At 63.4% G+C, this 18,055-nt stretch carries 12 protein-coding genes; 9 read left to right on the top strand and 3 right to left on the bottom strand.

All coding sequences use genetic code 11. The annotated features are described in order from the left end of the window. Genes tssM (LB526_RS09415) through LB526_RS09390 form a run of 6 tightly spaced genes read left to right on the top strand, consistent with a single transcriptional unit; the run spans position 1 to position 8,110 of the window. Complete coding sequence (tssM, locus tag LB526_RS09415; protein ID WP_224627394.1) at positions 1-3,540, top strand: type VI secretion system membrane subunit TssM; 3,540 nt, start codon at positions 1-3, stop codon at positions 3,538-3,540. Beyond that, positions 3,522-4,064 (top strand): type VI secretion system-associated protein TagF, encoded by a 543-nt coding sequence (tagF, locus tag LB526_RS09410; RefSeq protein WP_181174845.1) that lies wholly within the window; start codon positions 3,522-3,524, stop codon positions 4,062-4,064. Before tssM (LB526_RS09415) ends, tagF begins: the two co-directional genes overlap by 19 nt. Beyond that, a complete protein-coding gene (locus LB526_RS09405) occupies positions 4,064-5,170 on the top strand; it encodes a DUF2169 domain-containing protein (RefSeq protein ID WP_224627393.1) in 1,107 nt (368 codons plus the stop codon). The genes tagF and LB526_RS09405 overlap by 1 nt, the downstream gene beginning before the upstream one ends. Further along, positions 5,167-6,189, top strand: a complete 1,023-nt coding sequence (locus LB526_RS09400) for a 3-oxoacyl-ACP synthase (RefSeq protein ID WP_224523554.1) — start codon at positions 5,167-5,169, stop codon at positions 6,187-6,189. Before LB526_RS09405 ends, LB526_RS09400 begins: the two co-directional genes overlap by 4 nt. Continuing rightward, positions 6,189-7,181 carry a DUF4150 domain-containing protein gene (locus tag LB526_RS09395; protein WP_224523552.1) on the top strand — a complete coding sequence of 331 codons (993 nt, stop codon included), beginning with the start codon at positions 6,189-6,191 and terminating at the stop codon, positions 7,179-7,181. The genes LB526_RS09400 and LB526_RS09395 overlap by 1 nt, the downstream gene beginning before the upstream one ends. Beyond that, positions 7,169-8,110, top strand: a complete 942-nt coding sequence (locus LB526_RS09390) for a hypothetical protein (protein WP_224523550.1) — start codon at positions 7,169-7,171, stop codon at positions 8,108-8,110. Before LB526_RS09395 ends, LB526_RS09390 begins: the two co-directional genes overlap by 13 nt. A gap of 17 nt (positions 8,111-8,127) precedes the next feature. On the opposite strand, the gene LB526_RS09385 is transcribed toward LB526_RS09390, so the two are convergent. Genes LB526_RS09385 through tssI form a run of 3 tightly spaced genes read right to left on the bottom strand, consistent with a single transcriptional unit; the run spans position 8,128 to position 11,242 of the window. After that, positions 8,128-8,469, bottom strand: coding sequence for a hypothetical protein (locus LB526_RS09385; RefSeq protein WP_224523548.1), 342 nt, complete (start codon positions 8,467-8,469; stop codon positions 8,128-8,130). Continuing rightward, the gene (locus tag LB526_RS09380; RefSeq protein ID WP_095765825.1) at positions 8,469-8,909 is read right to left on the bottom strand and encodes a D-lyxose/D-mannose family sugar isomerase; all 441 of its coding nucleotides are present in this window, start codon (positions 8,907-8,909) and stop codon (positions 8,469-8,471) included. Before LB526_RS09380 ends, LB526_RS09385 begins: the two co-directional genes overlap by 1 nt. Before the next feature lie 8 nt (positions 8,910-8,917). Continuing rightward, a complete protein-coding gene (gene tssI / locus LB526_RS09375) occupies positions 8,918-11,242 on the bottom strand; it encodes a type VI secretion system tip protein TssI/VgrG (RefSeq protein WP_224627392.1) in 2,325 nt (774 codons plus the stop codon). Positions 11,243-11,549: 307 nt separating this feature from the next. Here tssI and tagH point away from each other — a divergent pair, with 307 nt between their 5' ends. From tagH to tssM (LB526_RS09360), 3 genes are all read left to right on the top strand, one after another. Then, entirely contained in the window at positions 11,550-12,629 is a 1,080-nt protein-coding gene (tagH, locus tag LB526_RS09370) for a type VI secretion system-associated FHA domain protein TagH (RefSeq protein ID WP_224627390.1), read from the top strand. A 296-nt stretch (positions 12,630-12,925) separates the two neighbouring features. Next, positions 12,926-14,461, top strand: coding sequence for a type VI secretion system protein TssL, long form (tssL, locus tag LB526_RS09365; protein ID WP_224627388.1), 1,536 nt, complete (start codon positions 12,926-12,928; stop codon positions 14,459-14,461). Next, entirely contained in the window at positions 14,461-17,988 is a 3,528-nt protein-coding gene (gene tssM, locus LB526_RS09360; RefSeq protein WP_224627387.1) for a type VI secretion system membrane subunit TssM, read from the top strand. Before tssL ends, tssM (LB526_RS09360) begins: the two co-directional genes overlap by 1 nt. Positions 17,989-18,055 lie beyond the last annotated feature (67 nt).

Here is an 18,055-nt window from a genome sequence, read left to right as displayed (position 1 = left end):
ATGTTCATCCTGCGCTTCCTCTGGGCCGTCATCACCTCGCGTTTTCTCTGGACGCTGATCGGCATCGCGCTGCTTTCGCTGCTGATCTGGGTGTTCGGCCCGATCGTGCAGGTCGGCCCTTACGCGCCGTTCGAATCCGACAATGTGCGCATCGCCATCATCGCCGGGCTGATCATCCTGTGGCTGATCTGGCTGATCATCGCGCAGCGCCGCGCAATCCGCGCCAACCGCATGTTCGTCGCCGAGATCGCGACGCCGGTCGCCGAAAAGCAGCTCACGCCCGGCGAGGAAAGCGTTGCGGCCGTCGGCGCCAAGTTCGGCGAGGTGATGGCGGAACTGAAGCGCCGTAAGCTCGGTGGCAGAAAATTCCTGCGCGAGATGCCCTGGTATGTGATCGTCGGTCCGCCGGCCACCGGCAAGACCACGGCGCTGCGCCAGTCCGGCCTCAATTTCCCGATCGACCTCACGGACGACCTGCAGGGCGTCGGCGGCACGCGCAATTGCGACTGGTTCTTCTCCGAGAACGCGGTGTTGATCGACACGGCGGGCCGCTACGTTCAGCAGGAAAGCCAGCCGGATGTCGACGCGGCGGAGTGGCTGGGCTTCCTCGACCTCCTGAAGAAGCATCGGGGCCGCCGCGCGCTCAACGGGGTGATCGTCGCGCTATCGATCGACACGCTGTCGGAGGGCGACGACGCGATCAAGGCGCATGGCAGAAAGATCCGCCGCCGGCTGGCGGAGCTGAACGACCGGCTGGAGATCCGCCTGCCTGTCTACCTGATGCTGACCAAGGCCGATCTGATCAAAGGGTTCGAAGCGTTCTTCGGCGGCTTGTCGACCACGGCGCGCGAGCAGGTGTGGGGAACCACTTTCCCGCTCGATGCCCGTGTCAGTGCCGGCACGATCCAGACGGAACTCGCCAGGCTTGCCGCCGAACTGGAGCGGCGGCTGGTGCCGCGGCTGGAGGACGAGGACAAGCTTGGCCAGCGCGCCGAGATCTTCCGTTTCCCGGCGCAGCTTGCCAGCCTGTCGGAGCCGATCCAGGTGCTGGTCGAGGCGGTGTTCGGCGAGAGCCGCTATGAGGGAGCCGCCTGGCTGCGCGGCCTCTATCTGACGTCCGCGACGCAGGAAGGCGCGCCGATCGACCGGCTGACGGCGGCGCTGTCCTCATCCTTCGGGCTGCCGCCGCGCCGCGCCATGCCGGCGGCGCGCGTCGAGAAACGCAGCTTCTTCCTCAGGAATCTGCTCACCGAAGTGATCTTCAAGGAAGCCGGCCTCGGCACATTCGATCCGCTGGCGCAGCGCCGCCGCGCCTGGATCTGGCGCGGAGCCGCCGCCGCCTGTGCGCTCGCCGCCCTGCTCGCCGGCGGACTGTTCACCTGGTCCTATCTCGACAACCGCAATGCGATCGCCGAACAGGCCGGCCAATTCGAGGCGCTGCAGGCGCCGCTCACGGACGTCGCGGCAATGCCGGCCGCGGTCGAGCAGCCGACCATGGACGGCGCGCTGGCGGCGATGGACGCGGTGGCCACGGCCCGCACGGCACCGCCGGATGCCGTCCACAATCTGCTCGGCCCGACCGCCTCGGCCGAGCTGGTGCGCGCGCAGACCGATACCTACGACCATGCGCTGCGCAACGTGCTGGAGCCGCACATGGTCGCGCTGCTGGAGGCGACGATGTGGCGGCAGATCCGCGATCCGGATTTCATGCTCGGCGCGCTGAAGACCTACCGGATGATGACCGGCCTGTCGCAGATGGACACCGATTTCGTGCAGAACTGGTGGGTGAACAGCCTGCCGCAATTCGCGCCGGCCGCACCCTTCCCGACCGCGGACGCCGAAGAGCACCAGCTTGCCGCGATCCGCCGCATGGCCGTCGACGACAGCTACATCGCGCCGGACAAGGAACTGGTCGCCGAGGCGCTGAAGACGGTGTGCACGATCTCGCTGCCGGAGCGCGCCTATAAGCAGCTCCTGGCCGACCCGGAAGTGGCGGCGGTCAAGGAATGGGTGCCGGCCAATTTCGCCGGACCGAACGGCGCCAAGGTGTTCGCGCGCCGCTCCGACAAGACGCTGCGCGTCGGTGTGCCGGGTCCGTATACCTATGCCGGCTTCCACGACGCGATCCTCGACCGGGTCGAGGATGTCGCCGGACAGGCGGCGCTCGACCGCGCGGTGTTTGCCGGCGGCTGCTCGGAGAATTCGGAGACGTCGGTCTCGGCGCTGTCCGAAGACATTCTGAAGCTCTATTACGACGACTATATCGCGCAGTGGGACAGTTTTCTGCGTGACATGCGGCTGGCGCCGCTGACCGACCTCAACGTCGCCAGCGAGAACCTCAAGGATCTTTCCAGCGCCGACTCCGCGCTGAAGCGCCTGCTCACCGCGGTGGTGCAGGAGACCGACCTGACCCGTTCCGACGAGGCGCCGGCCGACGACAAGAGCGGCGCCGCCAAGACCGGTTCGAAGCTGCTCAGCAAGCTCGGCAAATTGGGCAAGGTGGTGAAAACGGGAGCGAAATTGCTGCCCCGCGCGGGCTCGGCCGATCAGGTCGATATGACCGGCAGCCTGGTGGCCGAGCATTTCAAGCCGCTCAAGGGCACGATCGCCCAGGTCGACGGCCAGCCGCCTGCGCTCGACGCCGCCGTCGTGGCGCTGACGGCGCTGTCCAACGTGCTGCAGACGGTGACCGCCAACCCCGATCCGCAAGATGCCATCAAGAAACAGGGCGGGCTGGCCGAACTGACGGGCGCGGTCGCAAGGCAGGCGCAGATCCTTCCTTCGCCGATCAACGACTGGCTGGGCGGAATTGCCGGCGACACCAGCGGCCTGTCGCAGAAGGCCGTCACCAATGAGCTCAACGCCATTTGGCGCGCCGACATCCTGCCCTTCTGCCAGGCGGCGCTCAACAACCGCTATCCGTTCAGCCCCGACAGCGCGGTCGACGTCAATGTGCGCGACTTCCAGCGCCTGTTCGGCCCGACCGGGCTGATCGACGCCTTCACCAATGACCATCTGATCAACTATGTCGACACCGCCAGCGAGCCATGGAAATGGCGCGCCGATTTCGGCCTCAACCCGGCGGCGCTGGCGGCGTTCGAGCAGGCGCGCCACATTCGCGACGATCTGTTCCCCGGCGGCACCGGACCGGTGATGAATTTCACGCTGGAACCCAAGGATCTGTCGCCCAACGTGGCGCGGGTGACGCTCAACCTCGATGGCCAGAACCTCGTCTATTACAACAACGCAACCAGGCCGCAGCCGATGACGTGGCCGGGCAAGGACGGCACCGGCGTGATCTCGCTCGCCTTCCAGCCGGTCGACGGCTCGCCCGAGGTGATGCTCAACGAAACCGGCAGCTGGGCATGGCTGAGGATGCTGCGGGGCGGCCGCTTCAACGCGACCAAGCTCACCGACGTCTATAGCCTGCGGCTCGGCACCAAGGGGATGTGGGCCGATTTCGAGCTCAAGGCGGCCAGCGTCGAGAACCCCTACACGCTAGAAATGTTCAAGAAGTTCACATGTCCGCCGCAGATCTGATCCTGCCCGGCTTCTACGGCAAGATGCCCGCCGCCGGCGATTTCGTGACGCGCCGGCTGCCGGGCGATTTCGTGCGCGTGTGGGACCGCTGGCTGGCACAGCACATCGTGCCGCTGTTCGGGCTCGAAGCCTGGCCGCAGAACACGGCGCTGCGTTTTCTGGCCGGCCCGGGTTCCTTCGGTGCCTCGGCGGGCATCGTGCTGCAGAGCGCCGACCGGGTCGGCCGGCGGTTCCCGCTCAGCGTCGTCGCCCGGATTTCGGAGGCGCCGCTGAAGCTGGCTTATGCGGATAGGTGGTTTGACGGCATCGAGAATGCCGCCCTCGCCGCGCAACGGGGCGAGCTGACGCCCGACGAACTCGACGCGGCGCTTGCGGACCTGCCCATTCCGCCCGTCGAGGGTGAGGGCGATGTCATCGACGGCCTCGTGGCATGGACGGCGCATACGGATATTTTCGACGTCGATCCGCAGGCGCCGCAGCCGGTGCTGGAGCAGATTTTCGCGGCTAGTTGGGAGACCAGCTGATGCAGATCTGGAACCAGATGGGCTATCCGCACCAGTTCACCATGGGCATGGACAAGGCCGGCCATGAGTGGCTGGTCGTGGTGGTGAAGGGCACTTTCGATTTTCCGACGACGCCCGGCGGGCTGGTGCGGAAATCGGCAGAACAGGTGCCGCTGGTGATGGCCGACACGCACACCGGCGCGCCGGGCTATTCGGCGACGCTGTGGGAGACGGATTTCGCCTTCCGCAAGGCGCGCTGCGATGTCATCGCCAATGGCTGTGCCTATGCGCCGGGAGGCCGCCCGGCCGAGCGCGTGCCGGTCGGCATAAAAGTCGGCAACTGGTCGAAGCTCTTCGAGGTCGTCGGCCACCGCGAATGGCGCTCCATCGGGCCAGTGTTCAGCGCGACAGCACCGCAGCCCTTTTTGAAACTGCCGATCTCTTACGATGTCGCCTGGGGCGGCATCGATCGCCTGGATCCGGAGGACGAACTGCCCGCCAGCTACAAATACAACCCGGTCGGCACCGGCTGGTCGCGAACGAAGAACCAGCGTCTCATCCCAGGCCTGCGGCTACCGAACACGCAAGCTGTCAACGAGGAAATCCGCTCGCCCTTCGGCGACTACAAGCCGATGAGCTTTGGGCCGATGGGCCGCGGCTGGCCTGGCCGCATCGAATATGGCGGCACCTATGACCAGAACTGGATCGACAATGTCTTCCCTTTTCTGCCCGAGGATTTCGATGAGCGCTATTTCCAGATGGCGCCACCCGACCAGCAGATCGATCACCCGCGTGGCGGCGAGGACGTGGTGTTAGTCAATCTGACGCCTGAGGGGCGCGTGAGCTTCCGGCTGCCCAACACGGCACTGCCGCTGACGCTGTTCAAAGGTCGTGGAAAAGTGTTCGAGGGTGAACTTCTCCCAGACACGATGCTATTCGATCCGGAGAAGCGGCGGTTCTCATTGGTCTGGCGGGTGCAGCAGCGCCTCCAGCGCACAATCCTCGATTTTTCGGAATGCTGGATCGGTCCGCCGACACGCGGGATGCTGCGCGCCCGCGCCACCGGCAAGCGCTATATCCGCGGTTTTCCAATCCCACTCCGTTTTGAGGAAGACGAAGCCGCATGAGCGCCGGCCTGAACATCGTCTCAATCGGCATGGTGACAGCGGTCGGTCTTGACGCTCCGTCGAGCTGCGCGGCGATGCGGGCGCGGGTGGATGGGTTTCAAGAGACGCGTTTTCTTGGTCCCAAGGGCGAATGGCTCGTCGGTGCCCCTGTGCAATTGCCGCGGAACTGGATCGGCGAGAAGCGTCTGGTGCACCTGGCCGCGGGCGCGATCAATGAGGCTTTCGAAGGATTCGAGAAAGTAAGAAGTCAAACCCCTTTACTGCTGTGCATCGCGGAGGAAGGCCGAGCCGGCGTACCGATACTAGACGGCTCACGGCTGATGCGAACGATTAGTCAGGTTTTGGAGTCTGAGCTGCATGAAGCTTCACGCATTGTTGCGCATGGGCGACCCTCGGGGCATGTGGCATTAGATCATGCACGTAAGCTGATCGCATCGGGTACGGCCTCAAGCGTCATGATCGCCGGCGTCGACAGCTACCTCTCGACCTTGACGGTCAATCACTATCTGACCCATGACCGGCTACTGACGGCCACCAACGCCAACGGGTTTATTCCGGGAGAAGCAGCCGCTGCAGTGTTATGCACGAGCGCTGCCAACAACAATTTTTCGCTGTTCGGTCTGGGACTCGCTCGCGAGTTGGCGTCCATCTACAATCCGCGCGATTTGCCACTCCGGGGCGATGGCATGACCTCGGCCTACCGAGGCGCGCTGGACGAATGCGGCATCGAGATGAATCGGGTCGGCTATCGAATATCCGACCTGATCGGGGAGAAGCACTGGTTCAAGCAGACGGCGTTGGCCAGTTTGCGGCTTGAGCGCAATTCCACCGGTTTTCAGGATCTGTGGAGCCCGGCAGAGTCGCTTGGCAATGTCGGCGCGGCCGTCGTACCAATCATGATCGGCATGGCATTCACTGCAGCTCGGAAAGGCTACGCCGCCGGTAATCCGGTTTTGATCGAGGCCTCCGGCGACGACGGATCGTGCGGCGCGGCACTCGTCGCCGCGAGGGCCGCATAATGTCCAACGTCTTCGCCAACTATCTGGAGATTTCCGGGAAGGCGGTAAACGCCCAAACAATTGCGGCCTTTCCGGACGTGTGCTTCACCCCGCCGCAAACGCCGGCCACACCGCCCGGGGTGCCGATCCCCTACCCGTCGTTCGGCATGGCGTCCGACACCGAGAATGGCACCGGCACCGTCAAGATCGCCGGCGAGGAAGTCAACATCAAGAACAAGTCAGATGAGAAACGGACCTCCGGGACGGAAGCGGGTTGCGCCCCCAAAAAGGGCATTATCACCTCGCAGAACACCGGCAAGAAATATTTCAACATGTGGTCGCCGGATGTGAAATTCGAAGGCGAGCCGGTGATCCGTTTTTCGGATATTGCTACGCACAATCATGCCAGCCCCGGCCCGAACACGCCGCCATGGCCCGAGATCTGCAAATTCTCACCGAACATGTTGGATTGCGAAACGATTCTCGCAGATTTCGAGTTGCATCGTCATGGCGATGAGGATTGTCCACACGGCTACGAGTCTGAACATTTCGTCCAAAACGAGTATCTGCAGTGGGAACGTGGGGAACAGACGGCGACGCAATTTGAGAACTACAACGTCAATGACGCGCCCTGCATCTGTATGGAATCGTACGCCAAGGGACCAAACGGCGGATTCCGTCGGAAGGGAGGCGGCAGCAAGGCCGGCTCTCCACATAACCTAAAAACAAAACAATGCAACGACGCGATCAGAAAGCGTACCACCACTCCAACGCTCAGTGAAATGATCGATGAATGCACGAAGGCGGTGGTCGACAATGACCCAAGAGCCAAGAATGCCAAGCCAAAGCCAAAAGCTCAGAACGATATTCAGGAGTGCCTAAGAGCGGCATTTATGGAATATCTTGATCGCGCAGTAAAATCCAAGGACAAGAAAAATTCGGCGGCGAAGGCAGCTCAACAGCCAATTGCTTGGGAAGTGAATTCTGATCCGGAAAGATTGTGGGCGAGATGATGGCAAAAGATCGTGCGCATAGACGAGTTACCGACCTGCCACCGGATATGCAGTCAATAAATGCTCTAAATGCTTACGAGCAAGGGCGAGATTATCTCCGGGTCGCCTGCCAATTGTCGGACGTGCACGAGGAAGTCGGTGAACTCGCCATTCTCAAAATATCCATGGCGTCCCTTACCGTGGAGGTCGAGCGCGTATTCGATGAATTCTCCATGGCCTTCCATTCCCGGGAAAGAATGGTCGACATTCTGCTTGAGACCGGGGGCATCGTAAGGCTGCGCCGGGCGGCGGATTGGGAGACCTACATTCTAAAGTCAAAGTTCCTGCTGGATGCATATTCGCTGGGAGGCACGACGGACTTCGTTTTTGGTGATGAAGGGCAGATTTTTCGGTTTGATGGGGTATCCCAGTGGACACTGGATTCATTCAGCAGTCCGGACCGGCTTTTTGCCATGCATGGGATTTCGCCCGACAGGCTCTATGCGGCCGGCGGCAATGGGCTTCTCATCAAGGCGAATGGGAGAAATTGGGACGTCGTCGATGTCGGGGTCGGTACAGATTTCCGGTGCCTTCTCGTCGAAAACGAGCGTGTCCTCGTAGCGGGAGACAGAGGCGTTGCGGGCTCCCTGACCGGCAGCGAGTTCACTCTTTTCGATACCGAGATCGAGGGCGATATCTTGTCGATCTGCGCCTTCAAGGGAAGCATCTATTTCGCGGATTCCGACTTCGGGATTCACCGCTTTGTCGACAGCACTTCCGAGCAAGTGGCAAATCTTGGCTACACCTATCGTCTCAACAATGGTGAATGGCTAACCGCCGTTTGCGGCGAATACATATTCCAGTTTGACGGCGCTAGTTGGCGCGGCATCGAGATCTCCTACCGCAACGGTTACCGAGCCGACCCCTTCGACACGTCGTTCATCACGTAACGGCCCGATGAAATCACTTACTTTGGCATGTTCTGCGCCAGATAGGTTCGCACTCTGTTAAGGTCCAGTTCCGCGATCCGAATGAGTTTTTCTGTCGATAGCATCCGGACGACGAACAGTTCCCCTGCCTCTGGAAATTCTCGGAGGCGTTCCTCGGCGATTCGCCTGCCGATTTCACCAGCAATGCGCAAGCCGTCGAGGTGTGCATCCAGACGCTCGACAAGACGACCCATTCGAACCTCGTCCATATCCGGGTTTTGATCCGGATTGAGCAGATGCCAGTCATAGACAGCCCACAGAAAGGCGGCCATCTCTGCATGCTGGCGCACGATATTTTCAAGGACCGGCGGTTTTGCCATCAATTCAGATTCACCGACCCGCCCCGGATACGGTTGGTGGCACTCGCATGGCTGACCAGGTACGTACCCCGAATCGTTAGGTGGCCGTCCTTTTCCATGATAATGACCGACTTGCCGCATCTCAGTTCCAGCCGCTCGCCAGCACTAATCTTCACAGTCTCGCCGTCGCGAACGACATGATGATCGGTTTGATTACCTTCGGCTGTCTTCCTGGCAGGGTCGACAATTCGTCCCACGATAAGCGGTTTCAACGGATCGCCATTCTCGAACAGCAGAGCTATCTCCGACCCGATCATGCCGGATGACAATTCCGCCAGGCTGCGAGCAGGCAAAGCCGCTTCCTTAGGATTGCCAGGAAACACTACCAAGGGGCGAGCGTCGTCAAAGCCAAGGAACAGCCCGATCACCACTCCATCAATGCGGCTCATCACCTCTGACATTGCGTACCTCAGTTCTGATTGATCTTGGAGCCCTTCATGGTGATGTCGCTCGATGCCTTGACGTTGATCTTGCCCGATCCCTTGATCGTGATGTCTTTGCCTTCGATCGTGATCGTGCCATCCTTCTTCATGGCGATCGCCGCCGAGCCGGTCTTTATGATAATCGAATTGCCGGCCTCGATGATGAGTTCCTTTCCGACGTTGATCAATCCATCGTCGCCAACCTCTAGGGAACTGCTCTTGGCAACCTTTACGGAACTCGCACCGCCGACATCTGTCGCATCATCCTTGGCGACCTTGGTCGAGCGAGCGCCGCCGATATCGCCACTCTGGTCCTTCGCGATCTTCACTGTCTGGGCGCCACCGATCTGCACCCCCTGATCGGCCCCGATGTTCCAACTGTCACCTGCCCCGATACTGTGGCTCTGCCCAGTTCCCACCGTCACGCTCCTTGACGCCCCGATCGTATTGGTCTGAGACGCACCTACGGTCCTCGCCTCGGCGGCCCCCACCGTATCCACGCGCGCGACACCCACTGTGACCGTTTGGTTCAGCCCCACTGTCTGCGAATGGTTGGCGTCGATGTTCTCGGTCGAGTTCGCCACGACGTGGATGGTCTCGTTGGCCATCACCGTCAGCGACCTGTTCTTGCCCACCGTCTCAGTGTCGTTGCTGCCGATGTTGGTCGTCTGGTCGACGCCGATCTTGACCGTCTTGTTGTTGCCGACGTCCTCGTCGAGGTTGTGGCCGACGGAGTGCTTGGCGTCATGGTCGATGCGGTCGGACTGGTCGTGCTGGACCGTCTTGTTGCGGTCGTGCTTGATCAGCAGATGGTGGTCCTTCTGGGCCTGGAAGTTGACCAGCTCGGAGCCCGCCTTGTCCTCGAACATCAGCTCGTTGTAGCCGCCTCCGCCTTTCGAGGAATTCGACTTCCAGCCGGATTGCGTGGCGTTGCCCGGCAATCCATAGGGCGGCATCTGCGAGGCGTTGTAGACGCGGCCGGTGATGATCGGCAGGTCCGGATCGCCCTCGATGAAATCGACGATGACCTCCTGGCCGATGCGCGGGATCTGGATGAAGCCCCAGTTGCTGCCGGCCCAGGTCTGCGAGACGCGCACGAAACAGGAAGAGTTCTGGTCCTTCTTGCCGAGCCGGTCCCAGTGGAACTGCACTTTCACCCGCGCATATTTGTCGGTGAAGATCTCCTCGCCCGAAGGGCCGACGACGGTCGCCGTCTGCGGGCCGCGCATGATCGGCCGCGGCGTGATGCGCGCCGGCCGGTAGGGCAGTTTGGTGGGCGCAACGCCGAGCACCACCTTGAAATTCTCGCTGTGGGCCTCGTTCTGCGTCCGGTAGCCCGGGTCGAACAGGCGATATTCGGCGCTGACCACCAGATAGTCCTGGTTCTGGTCGTCGCGCGGAAAGCTTTCCAGCGTGAACTTGCAGCCGGAAAAAAGGCCGCGCACGGTACCCACCGCCGTGCTGTGCTGATGCACTGCCTGAAGCTCCTCGCGGCGGATCCCGGCGATCTTGTCGCCGCGCCCGACATCCAGATGCGCGCCGGGCTGGCGATAATTCTCACCCGAAGCCTCCTTGTGGCCGAAAGGCTGGGCGGATTTCGCCATCAGATCGGCGCCGGGCTTCTCGAAGTCGTAATCCGTATGGGCATAGGCGCCCGGGCGCACCGCGCTGCCAGGGATCCATGCGGTGATGTATTCGACATCGCGCCGTGAGGCCTGGCCCTCGAAGTTGTAAAGCACCTTCTCGTAACCGGGCGCCGGCTTCAGCTTGCTCATCGCATCGCAGAGGATGAGCGTGTGCTTGCCCTCGTCATGCTCGAAGAAATAGAAGATGCCTTCGTGCTCGAGCAGCCGCTGCACGAAATCGAGATCGCTCTCGTCGTACTGAACGCAATATTCGCGCTGGGGATAGGACCCCTGCAGCCGCTTCTCGAATTTGGCGATGCCGTATTTCGAGAATATCTTCTCGACGATCTCCACCGCCGTCATGTTCTGGAAAATGCGGCAGTCGGTGGTGTTGCCGAGAAACCAGGGCCATGGCCTGACGGTCGCCTCGTAAAAGGCCAGCCGGTCCTCGATGCGGGTCAGTTTGAAATCCGACACGAGGCCGCTGAACCAGCGCTTCGGATCGGATTCGCCCTCGACCGAAACGACGCCGCCCAGCATCTTCAACGGGTCGATGTCGCGGTTCTTCGAGACGAAGCCGACCGTATAGGCAAAACAGCGGCTGATCTCATCGCGGCCGATGAGATGGGTGAAGGTCAGGTCGGCGCCAGCCGGCGTCTGCACAACCGTGGCGCGTTCGTTCGGCATGGTCGTGCCCCTCCTGGACGCGGCCGCCAGTATGATGGATTGAAGCCCCCGCTATGTTAACCGCATCACGTTCGGGAACTTTTCACGCCCACCGCACCGGATCGCTTTCAGCCTAGCACATGTTTGGCGGCGGCCAAATAACAGCTGTGGCTAAACCGCCCCGTGCGCCGGTGTGAAACGCAGCTCTCCCGCCGCGCTCGCAAGCTGCTAGAATGCCAAGGCAATTCCAGGAAAGGTGCGTTGGCGTTTCCGCCTGGAATTGCGCGGAAAATAAGCATTTGTTGACCAAGTTGGGCGACGCTTCCGGATGTTCATCTCGCTCCAGATCAGCAATGTCGACAGGCTGCCGGCCGGCACCGCCGCCAGCTATGCCGCCCGCGACCGCAGTTTCGAGATCGGCCGCGAGAATTGCGACTGGACGTTGTCCGATCCGGACAAGTTCATTTCGGGCCGGCACTGCGAGGTCCGCTACCAGGCGGGTTCATTCTGGCTCTACGATGTCTCGCGCAACGGCACTTTCGTCAACGGGTCCAGCCAGCGCATGGCTGGGCCGCATCGGCTGGCCCAGGGCGACCGGCTGCTGATCGGCCGCTACGTCGTCGGCGTTTCGATCGAAGACGAACGGGCCGCGACCGGACATCCGCAGACCAGGACGGGATCGACGCAGCGCGAGCTGCCGTCCTCGCCCGGCGGCCCGTCGGTTCCCAGCCATGAGCCGTTCTTCAGTCCGGCGGAACAGCGCCCGACCGGGACGGCGCCAGTCTCCAGATCGTCGGCCCTGCAGCCCGGTCCGGCGGCCCCGGCCAATCGGCCGGCGGAAGCGGACGCGATGCTGCGGGAGATCGCCAGGGCGGCGGGCATCGCGCCTGAATTGCTGCAGTCGCGCGATCCGCACGATGTCGCGGCCGAGATCGGCTCCGTGCTGAGGACCACGGTCGAGCAGCTATCCCTGCTGCTCAAGGCGCGCGCGGCGGCAAAGGTGCTCGCCAAGAGCTCGCACCGCACGATGATCGGCGCCGAGGACAACAACCCGCTGAAATTCGTGCCGGGCACCGACGACATATTGGAGATCATGTTCGCCAGGCGCAGGGCCGGCTATCTCGATGCCAGGCGCAGCGTCGAGGATGCGTTCCGCGACCTGAAGATCCATGAGATCGCGACCTACGCCGCCATGCAGGCCGCGCTGTCCAGGCTGCTTGACGACCTGTCGCCGGAAGCGATCGCCAAAAAGATCCCGCCGGCGTCCTTCTCGTCCAGAAAGAGCCAGGCCTGGGATGCGCTTGTCGCGACCTGGCGGACGATGGAAGACAAGCACGAGAACGGCATGCTGGATGTCTTCCTCGCCTATTTCGCCGAAGCCTACGCCAAGGCCGACAAGCAGAAATAGCCGCACGGGCACGGACGCGCCGGCCGTATGTGACGGGTCTCATAGAAGTAGCCGCCTCTTCGAGCATCTTGCTCTCCGATTTCAATCGGCGGGCCGTTTCAATTGGGTATCCGGGCGACTAGAATGCCCAGGGACGCTTGCCCGGCGGGCAAAGCGGCGTGGCTTGGGGCGTGTGCAGCAATGTCATGTTTCGGCGAGATGAGCCTGTCCATGCGGTGCGCCGCCGAGGCTCAGGCTGGAACGCGTTCCCCCGGGCCAAAACCTGCTCGTTGCAATTCGAGGGCGGGTCGTCGCCGATGAGTTCCAAGGACGATCCTTCCAGGCCGGCGGATAGAACCGTCATCCGCGCGCCGCGGCCGAAGCAGAAGCCGCTTGCGGCTCCCGAGAGATCCGGTCCGGAAGGCGCACGTCCTGCTCCATCGTCTGCCCGCGAGGCGACAGTGTTCGACCCCGGCGGCGGCCGACAGATGCCAACCGGTTGGTCGTCCGGAACCGTGCTGTTTCAGGGGCCTGCCCCGGGAGCGGTGGACAATGCGACGCCGGGGCTGCCGCAGGACGCCGTGCTCGCCGCCGCCGAGGGCGTGCGATATGCCGCGACAAATCCGATCCTTGCCGCGGCGGCGCCGCTGCTGATGCTCTTCGGCCAATTGCGGCTGATGCCGGTCGAACGGCAAGCCGCACCCTTGGCGGAGCGTATCGCTGACGCGATCGAGACCTTCGACCGCGCGATCGCCAAAGCCGGCGTAGCCGAGGAAGACGCACGCATCGCCAAGTTCGCCCTTTGCGAAACCGCCGACGACCTCGTCGGCAATCTACCTTGGCCGGACAAGGACAGCTGGCTTCAGCACAGCCTGGCGGCGCGGTTCTTCCACACCCGACCGACGGGCACGGGCTTCTACGAAGCGTTGAACAAGATTCTCGCCAAGCCGGAAGCGCATTACAACCTGCTCGAACTGATGCATGCCTGCCTGTCGCTCGGCTTCGAAGGCCAGTATCGGGGGCTGACAGGCGAACGAAACATGCTCGAACGCGTCCGGCGCGACGTCTACGACACGCTGCGCTACCTCAAGCCGCGCGCCAACGACGACGTCTCGCCACGCTGGCAAGGCATGGCGGCGGCGTTGCCAAAGCCAAGGGCGCGGCTGCCGCTCTGGGCGGCAGCGGCCGCCGCGGCGACGCTGGTGACAGCGGCCTTGTTCGGGCTGCGGGTGCTGATCACCGACGAAGGCGACGCGACCGCCGGCGAATTGCTGGCGCTCAACCCGTCGACGCCCGTCACCATCGAGCGCGCCAGCGTGGCGGCGCCCACTGAGCCGGTGCTAGCCAGCCCGCCGCCGCCCGCGGTTCCGGACACCACCCAGATCGACCGCATCCGCGCCGCACTTGCCAAGGAGATCGCCGGCGGCGGACTGAGCGTCGGCGAGAAGGGCGAGTTCATCGTCGTCGAGATCAACAACCAGCTTTTGTTTGCGCCCGGCCAGGCGGAGCTGAAGCCGCAGTTCCAGCCTGTCGCCGCCGACATCGCCAGGGCGCTCGATGCTGAACCGGGGCTCATCAATATCATCGGCCACACCGACAATGTGAAGCCGAAGAAATCGAGCACGTTCAAATCGAATTTCGATCTTTCCGTCGCCCGGGCGAAGGCCGTCCAGGCGATGATGGCCAAGCAATTGAAGGACCCGTCGCGGCTGAGCGCCGACGGCAGGGGCGAGGATGAACCGATCGCCGACAATGGCACGGCGGAAGGCCGCGCCAGGAACCGCCGCGTCGACGTGATGATCCCGAAACAGGAGACGTTGCAGACGAGCGCGACGGCGGAGAACGGCGACTGATGCGCTGGATGCTGCGGATCTTCAGCCTGGCTGCGCTTGCCGGTTTCTCGGCGGCGGTCTGGTATGCCGGGCCGCTGATCCGCTTCGCCGATACGCGCCCGCTCGGGCCTGTGTGGCTCAGGGCCATGATCATCGGCGTCACCGTTGCGGTGCTTGCGCTGTTCTACGGCATCCGCTTCTGGCAGCGGCGCAAGGCGCAAAAAGCGCTCGAAACGGCCATCGTGCGCGGCGATGAGCGCAACGACGATTCACAGGTGCTTGAAGCGCGCATGAGCGAAGCCATCGCGACGCTGAAGCGGACGAGCGGCAAGCGCGATTTCCTCTATGACGTCCCCTGGTACATCATCATCGGCCCGCCAGGCGCCGGCAAGACGACGGCGCTGGTCAATTCCGGACTGAAGTTCCCGCTTGCCGGCTCCGGCAGCGCGCAGCCGCTGGCCGGCGTCGGCGGCACGCGGTCCTGCGACTGGTGGTTCACCGACGAGGCGGTGCTGATCGATACGGCCGGCCGCTACACGACGCAGGAATCGGACCGCGAGCGCGACAAGGGAAGCTGGCTCGCCTTCCTGGGATTGCTCAAGAAGCACCGCACCAGGCAACCGATCAACGGCGTGATCCTCGCCATCAGCCTTGCCGACCTGATCGGCTTCCACGACCGGCAACTCGACGCGCATGTCACCGAGATCAGGAGCCGCCTGCGCGAGCTGCACGAGACGCTGAAGGTCCAGTTCCCGGTCTATCTGCTCTTCACCAAGGCCGATCTCATCTGCGGCTTCATGGATTATTTCGGCGATTTCGACGAGACGCGCAGGCGCAAGGTGTGGGGGGCGACGTTCCAGACCGCCGACCGCACCAAAAACATGGCCGGCGAGGCGCCCGCAGCCTTCGATGAGCTGGCGAAGCGGCTCGCCGAAGAAGTCGCCGATCGCTTGCAAGAAGAGCCCGACCCGGTGGCGCGGATCGCGCTGTTCGGCTTCCCGGCCCAGTTCGGCGCGCTGAAGAACCGGATAACGCAGTTTGTCGGCAGCCTGTTCGACACATCGAGGTCGCAGGTCAATGTCAGCCTGCGCGGGCTCTATTTCTCGTCCGGCACGCAGGAAGGGACGCCCTTCGACCAGGTGTTGGGCGCGATCGGCCGCAGTTTCGGCAGTGCCTCGCAGATGCATCTTTCCGGCGCCGGCAAGAGCTTCTTCCTGCACGACCTGCTGGCCAATGTGATCTTCCCGGAATCAGGCTGGGTGTCCTTCGACCGGGCGGCCGAGCGGCGCGCGAAGCTCGCCAGGTTCGGCGGCCTTGCCGCGATCGCGCTGGCGGCTGCGGCAGCGCTCGGCATGCTTGGCCTCAGCTTCTTCGCCAACAAGGCGCTGATCGCTTCCACACGCCAAGCCATGGCGCATTATCGCGACAGCGCCGATAGCCTGCTCAAGAGCACCACGGTGACCGATGTCGACCTCGAAAACGTCATCGGTCCGCTCGACCAGCTGCGCAACCTGCCGGCCGGGTTCGAAAATAGCGACCAGGGAAAGCCGATCGAGGAGACGTTCGGGCTCAGCCAGCGCGAGCGGCTGCTGTCGGCCTCGAAGACGGCTTACCGGCAGGCGCTGGAGCGGACCTTCCGCTCGCGGCTGCTGGTGCAGGCGGAACGGACGATCCAGGCCAGGATGGCCGATCCGATCGCGCTCTACGAGCCGCTCAAGATCTACCTGATGCTGGGCGGCAAGGCGCCGAAGGTCGACGACGAGCTGATCGTTTCCTGGATGAAGCAGGACTGGGAGGAGAACCGCTACCCCGGCGAGAACAACCGCGAAGGCCGCGCGCAGCTCGAAAAGCATCTGCGCGCGATGCTTGCGCTCGACGACGCCTACGATCCAACCTTTGCGCTCAACCAGCCGCTGATCGAGGCCGCGCAGCGCTCGCTCGGACGCATGAGCCTCGCCGACCGCGCCTCGGCGCAGATCAAGTCAGCGGTCTACGCGGCAAAGCTGCAGGATTTCTCCATCGCCGCGAAAGCCGGTCCGGAAGCCCAGCTGCTGTTCGAGCGCACAGATGGCAGCGAGCTCGCCGATCTTCAGGTCCCCGGCCTTTACACGCGCGCCGGGTTCAATGGCTTCTTCCTGCCGCAGCTCTCGCGCATCGCGCAGATGCTCGTCGACGACCAATGGGTGCTCGGCGGCGGCGGCGAACAGGGCGGCATCGACCAGGACCTGCCCAGGCTCGGTCCCGAGCTCATCGACCGCTACGGCAAGGAATTCGCCGCCGCCTGGAACGGCGTGCTCGACCAGCTGAAGCTCAAGGCGATGCTGAAGGACAAGCCGCAATATCTGGCGCTCTCCGCCCTCGCCGCGCCGGACTCGCCGCTCGACCAGCTCTTCACCGCGATCGCCGATGAAACCGCATTGACGAAGGATAGCGGCGCCGACGGCGATATCGGCACGGCGCAGCCGGACCCCGCCAGCATGGCCAAGGGGCTGGCCCGCATCGGCCTGCAGATCGCCGGCGGCAAGTCGCAGAGCCGCGCCGGCGCTAGCTCGGCCGTCGTGCAGAATGCCGGCGCGAGCGTCGAGGCGCAGTTCCGCTCGTTCCAGGCGCTCGTCGGCGGGGCCGCCGGGCGCCGGCCGCTCGACGCGCTGACGCAGAACTTCCACGACATCTTCCAGAGCCTGAAGCTCGCGGCCGATGTCCCCACGCAGACCGAGCGCGTCAACGCCAATTTGCAGCTGCAGATCTCGACCCTACGGGCCAATGTCTCGCGCCTGCCGAAGCCGCTGGCGCGCATGGTCAACGCGGCGGCGGACGAGCTCGAAGGCAATGTCGCCGAGGCCTCCGTAGCCAACCTCAACCAGACGCTCGACCAGACGGTGACGCGCGTCTGCGAGGAGGCAGTCAACGGCCGCTATCCCTTCACACGCGACGGCACCGACGAGATCTCGATGGCGGATTTCACCAAGCTGTTCGCGCCTGGCGGCCTGATGGACCGGTTCTTCGCGCAGAACCTCGCGCCGCTGATCGACATGACCGGCCAGGAGTGGACTTGGAAGCAGGACGCCCGTTCCAGCCGCGACCTGGCCAAGTCGACCTTGAAGGCGTTCCAGTCGGCGGCGGAAATCCGCAGCGCCTTTTTCCCTTCCGGTGGCTCGGTGCCCTCGGTGTCGATCACCATAACGCCCACCTCATTGAACAGCGAAGTCGACAGTGCTTTGCTCGACGTCGACGGGCAGACGGTCCAGAGCGCCCAGGCCGGCAACGCGCCGAGCATCGTGACATGGCCAAGCGGCGCCGCTTCAGGATCGGCGAGCCTCAGCCTCGTGCCGGAAATGCCCGGCCGCGAGTCCGCGCTCAAATTCGAAGGACCATGGGCATTGAAGCGGCTTTTCGACAGGGCGACCATCACCGGCGGCGGCGCCAACACCGAAGCGCGCTTCGTGATCGGCGGACGCGATGTCGCCTACACCATCCAGGCCGGCTCGGGCGCCAATCCGTTGCTGCTGCCGGCCTTGTCCGGCTTCAGCTGTCCGAAGGCGTTCTGAGATGGTCGGTCCCAGCCTTCATTTCGGTACTCTAATACATACGCTTGTGGCAGAGTGGCCTGGGCAC

The organism is Mesorhizobium sp. CA6 (assembly GCF_020165035.1).
Lineage (GTDB): Bacteria > Pseudomonadota > Alphaproteobacteria > Rhizobiales > Rhizobiaceae > Mesorhizobium.
This window is presented reverse-complemented; position numbering and strand designations above follow the sequence as displayed.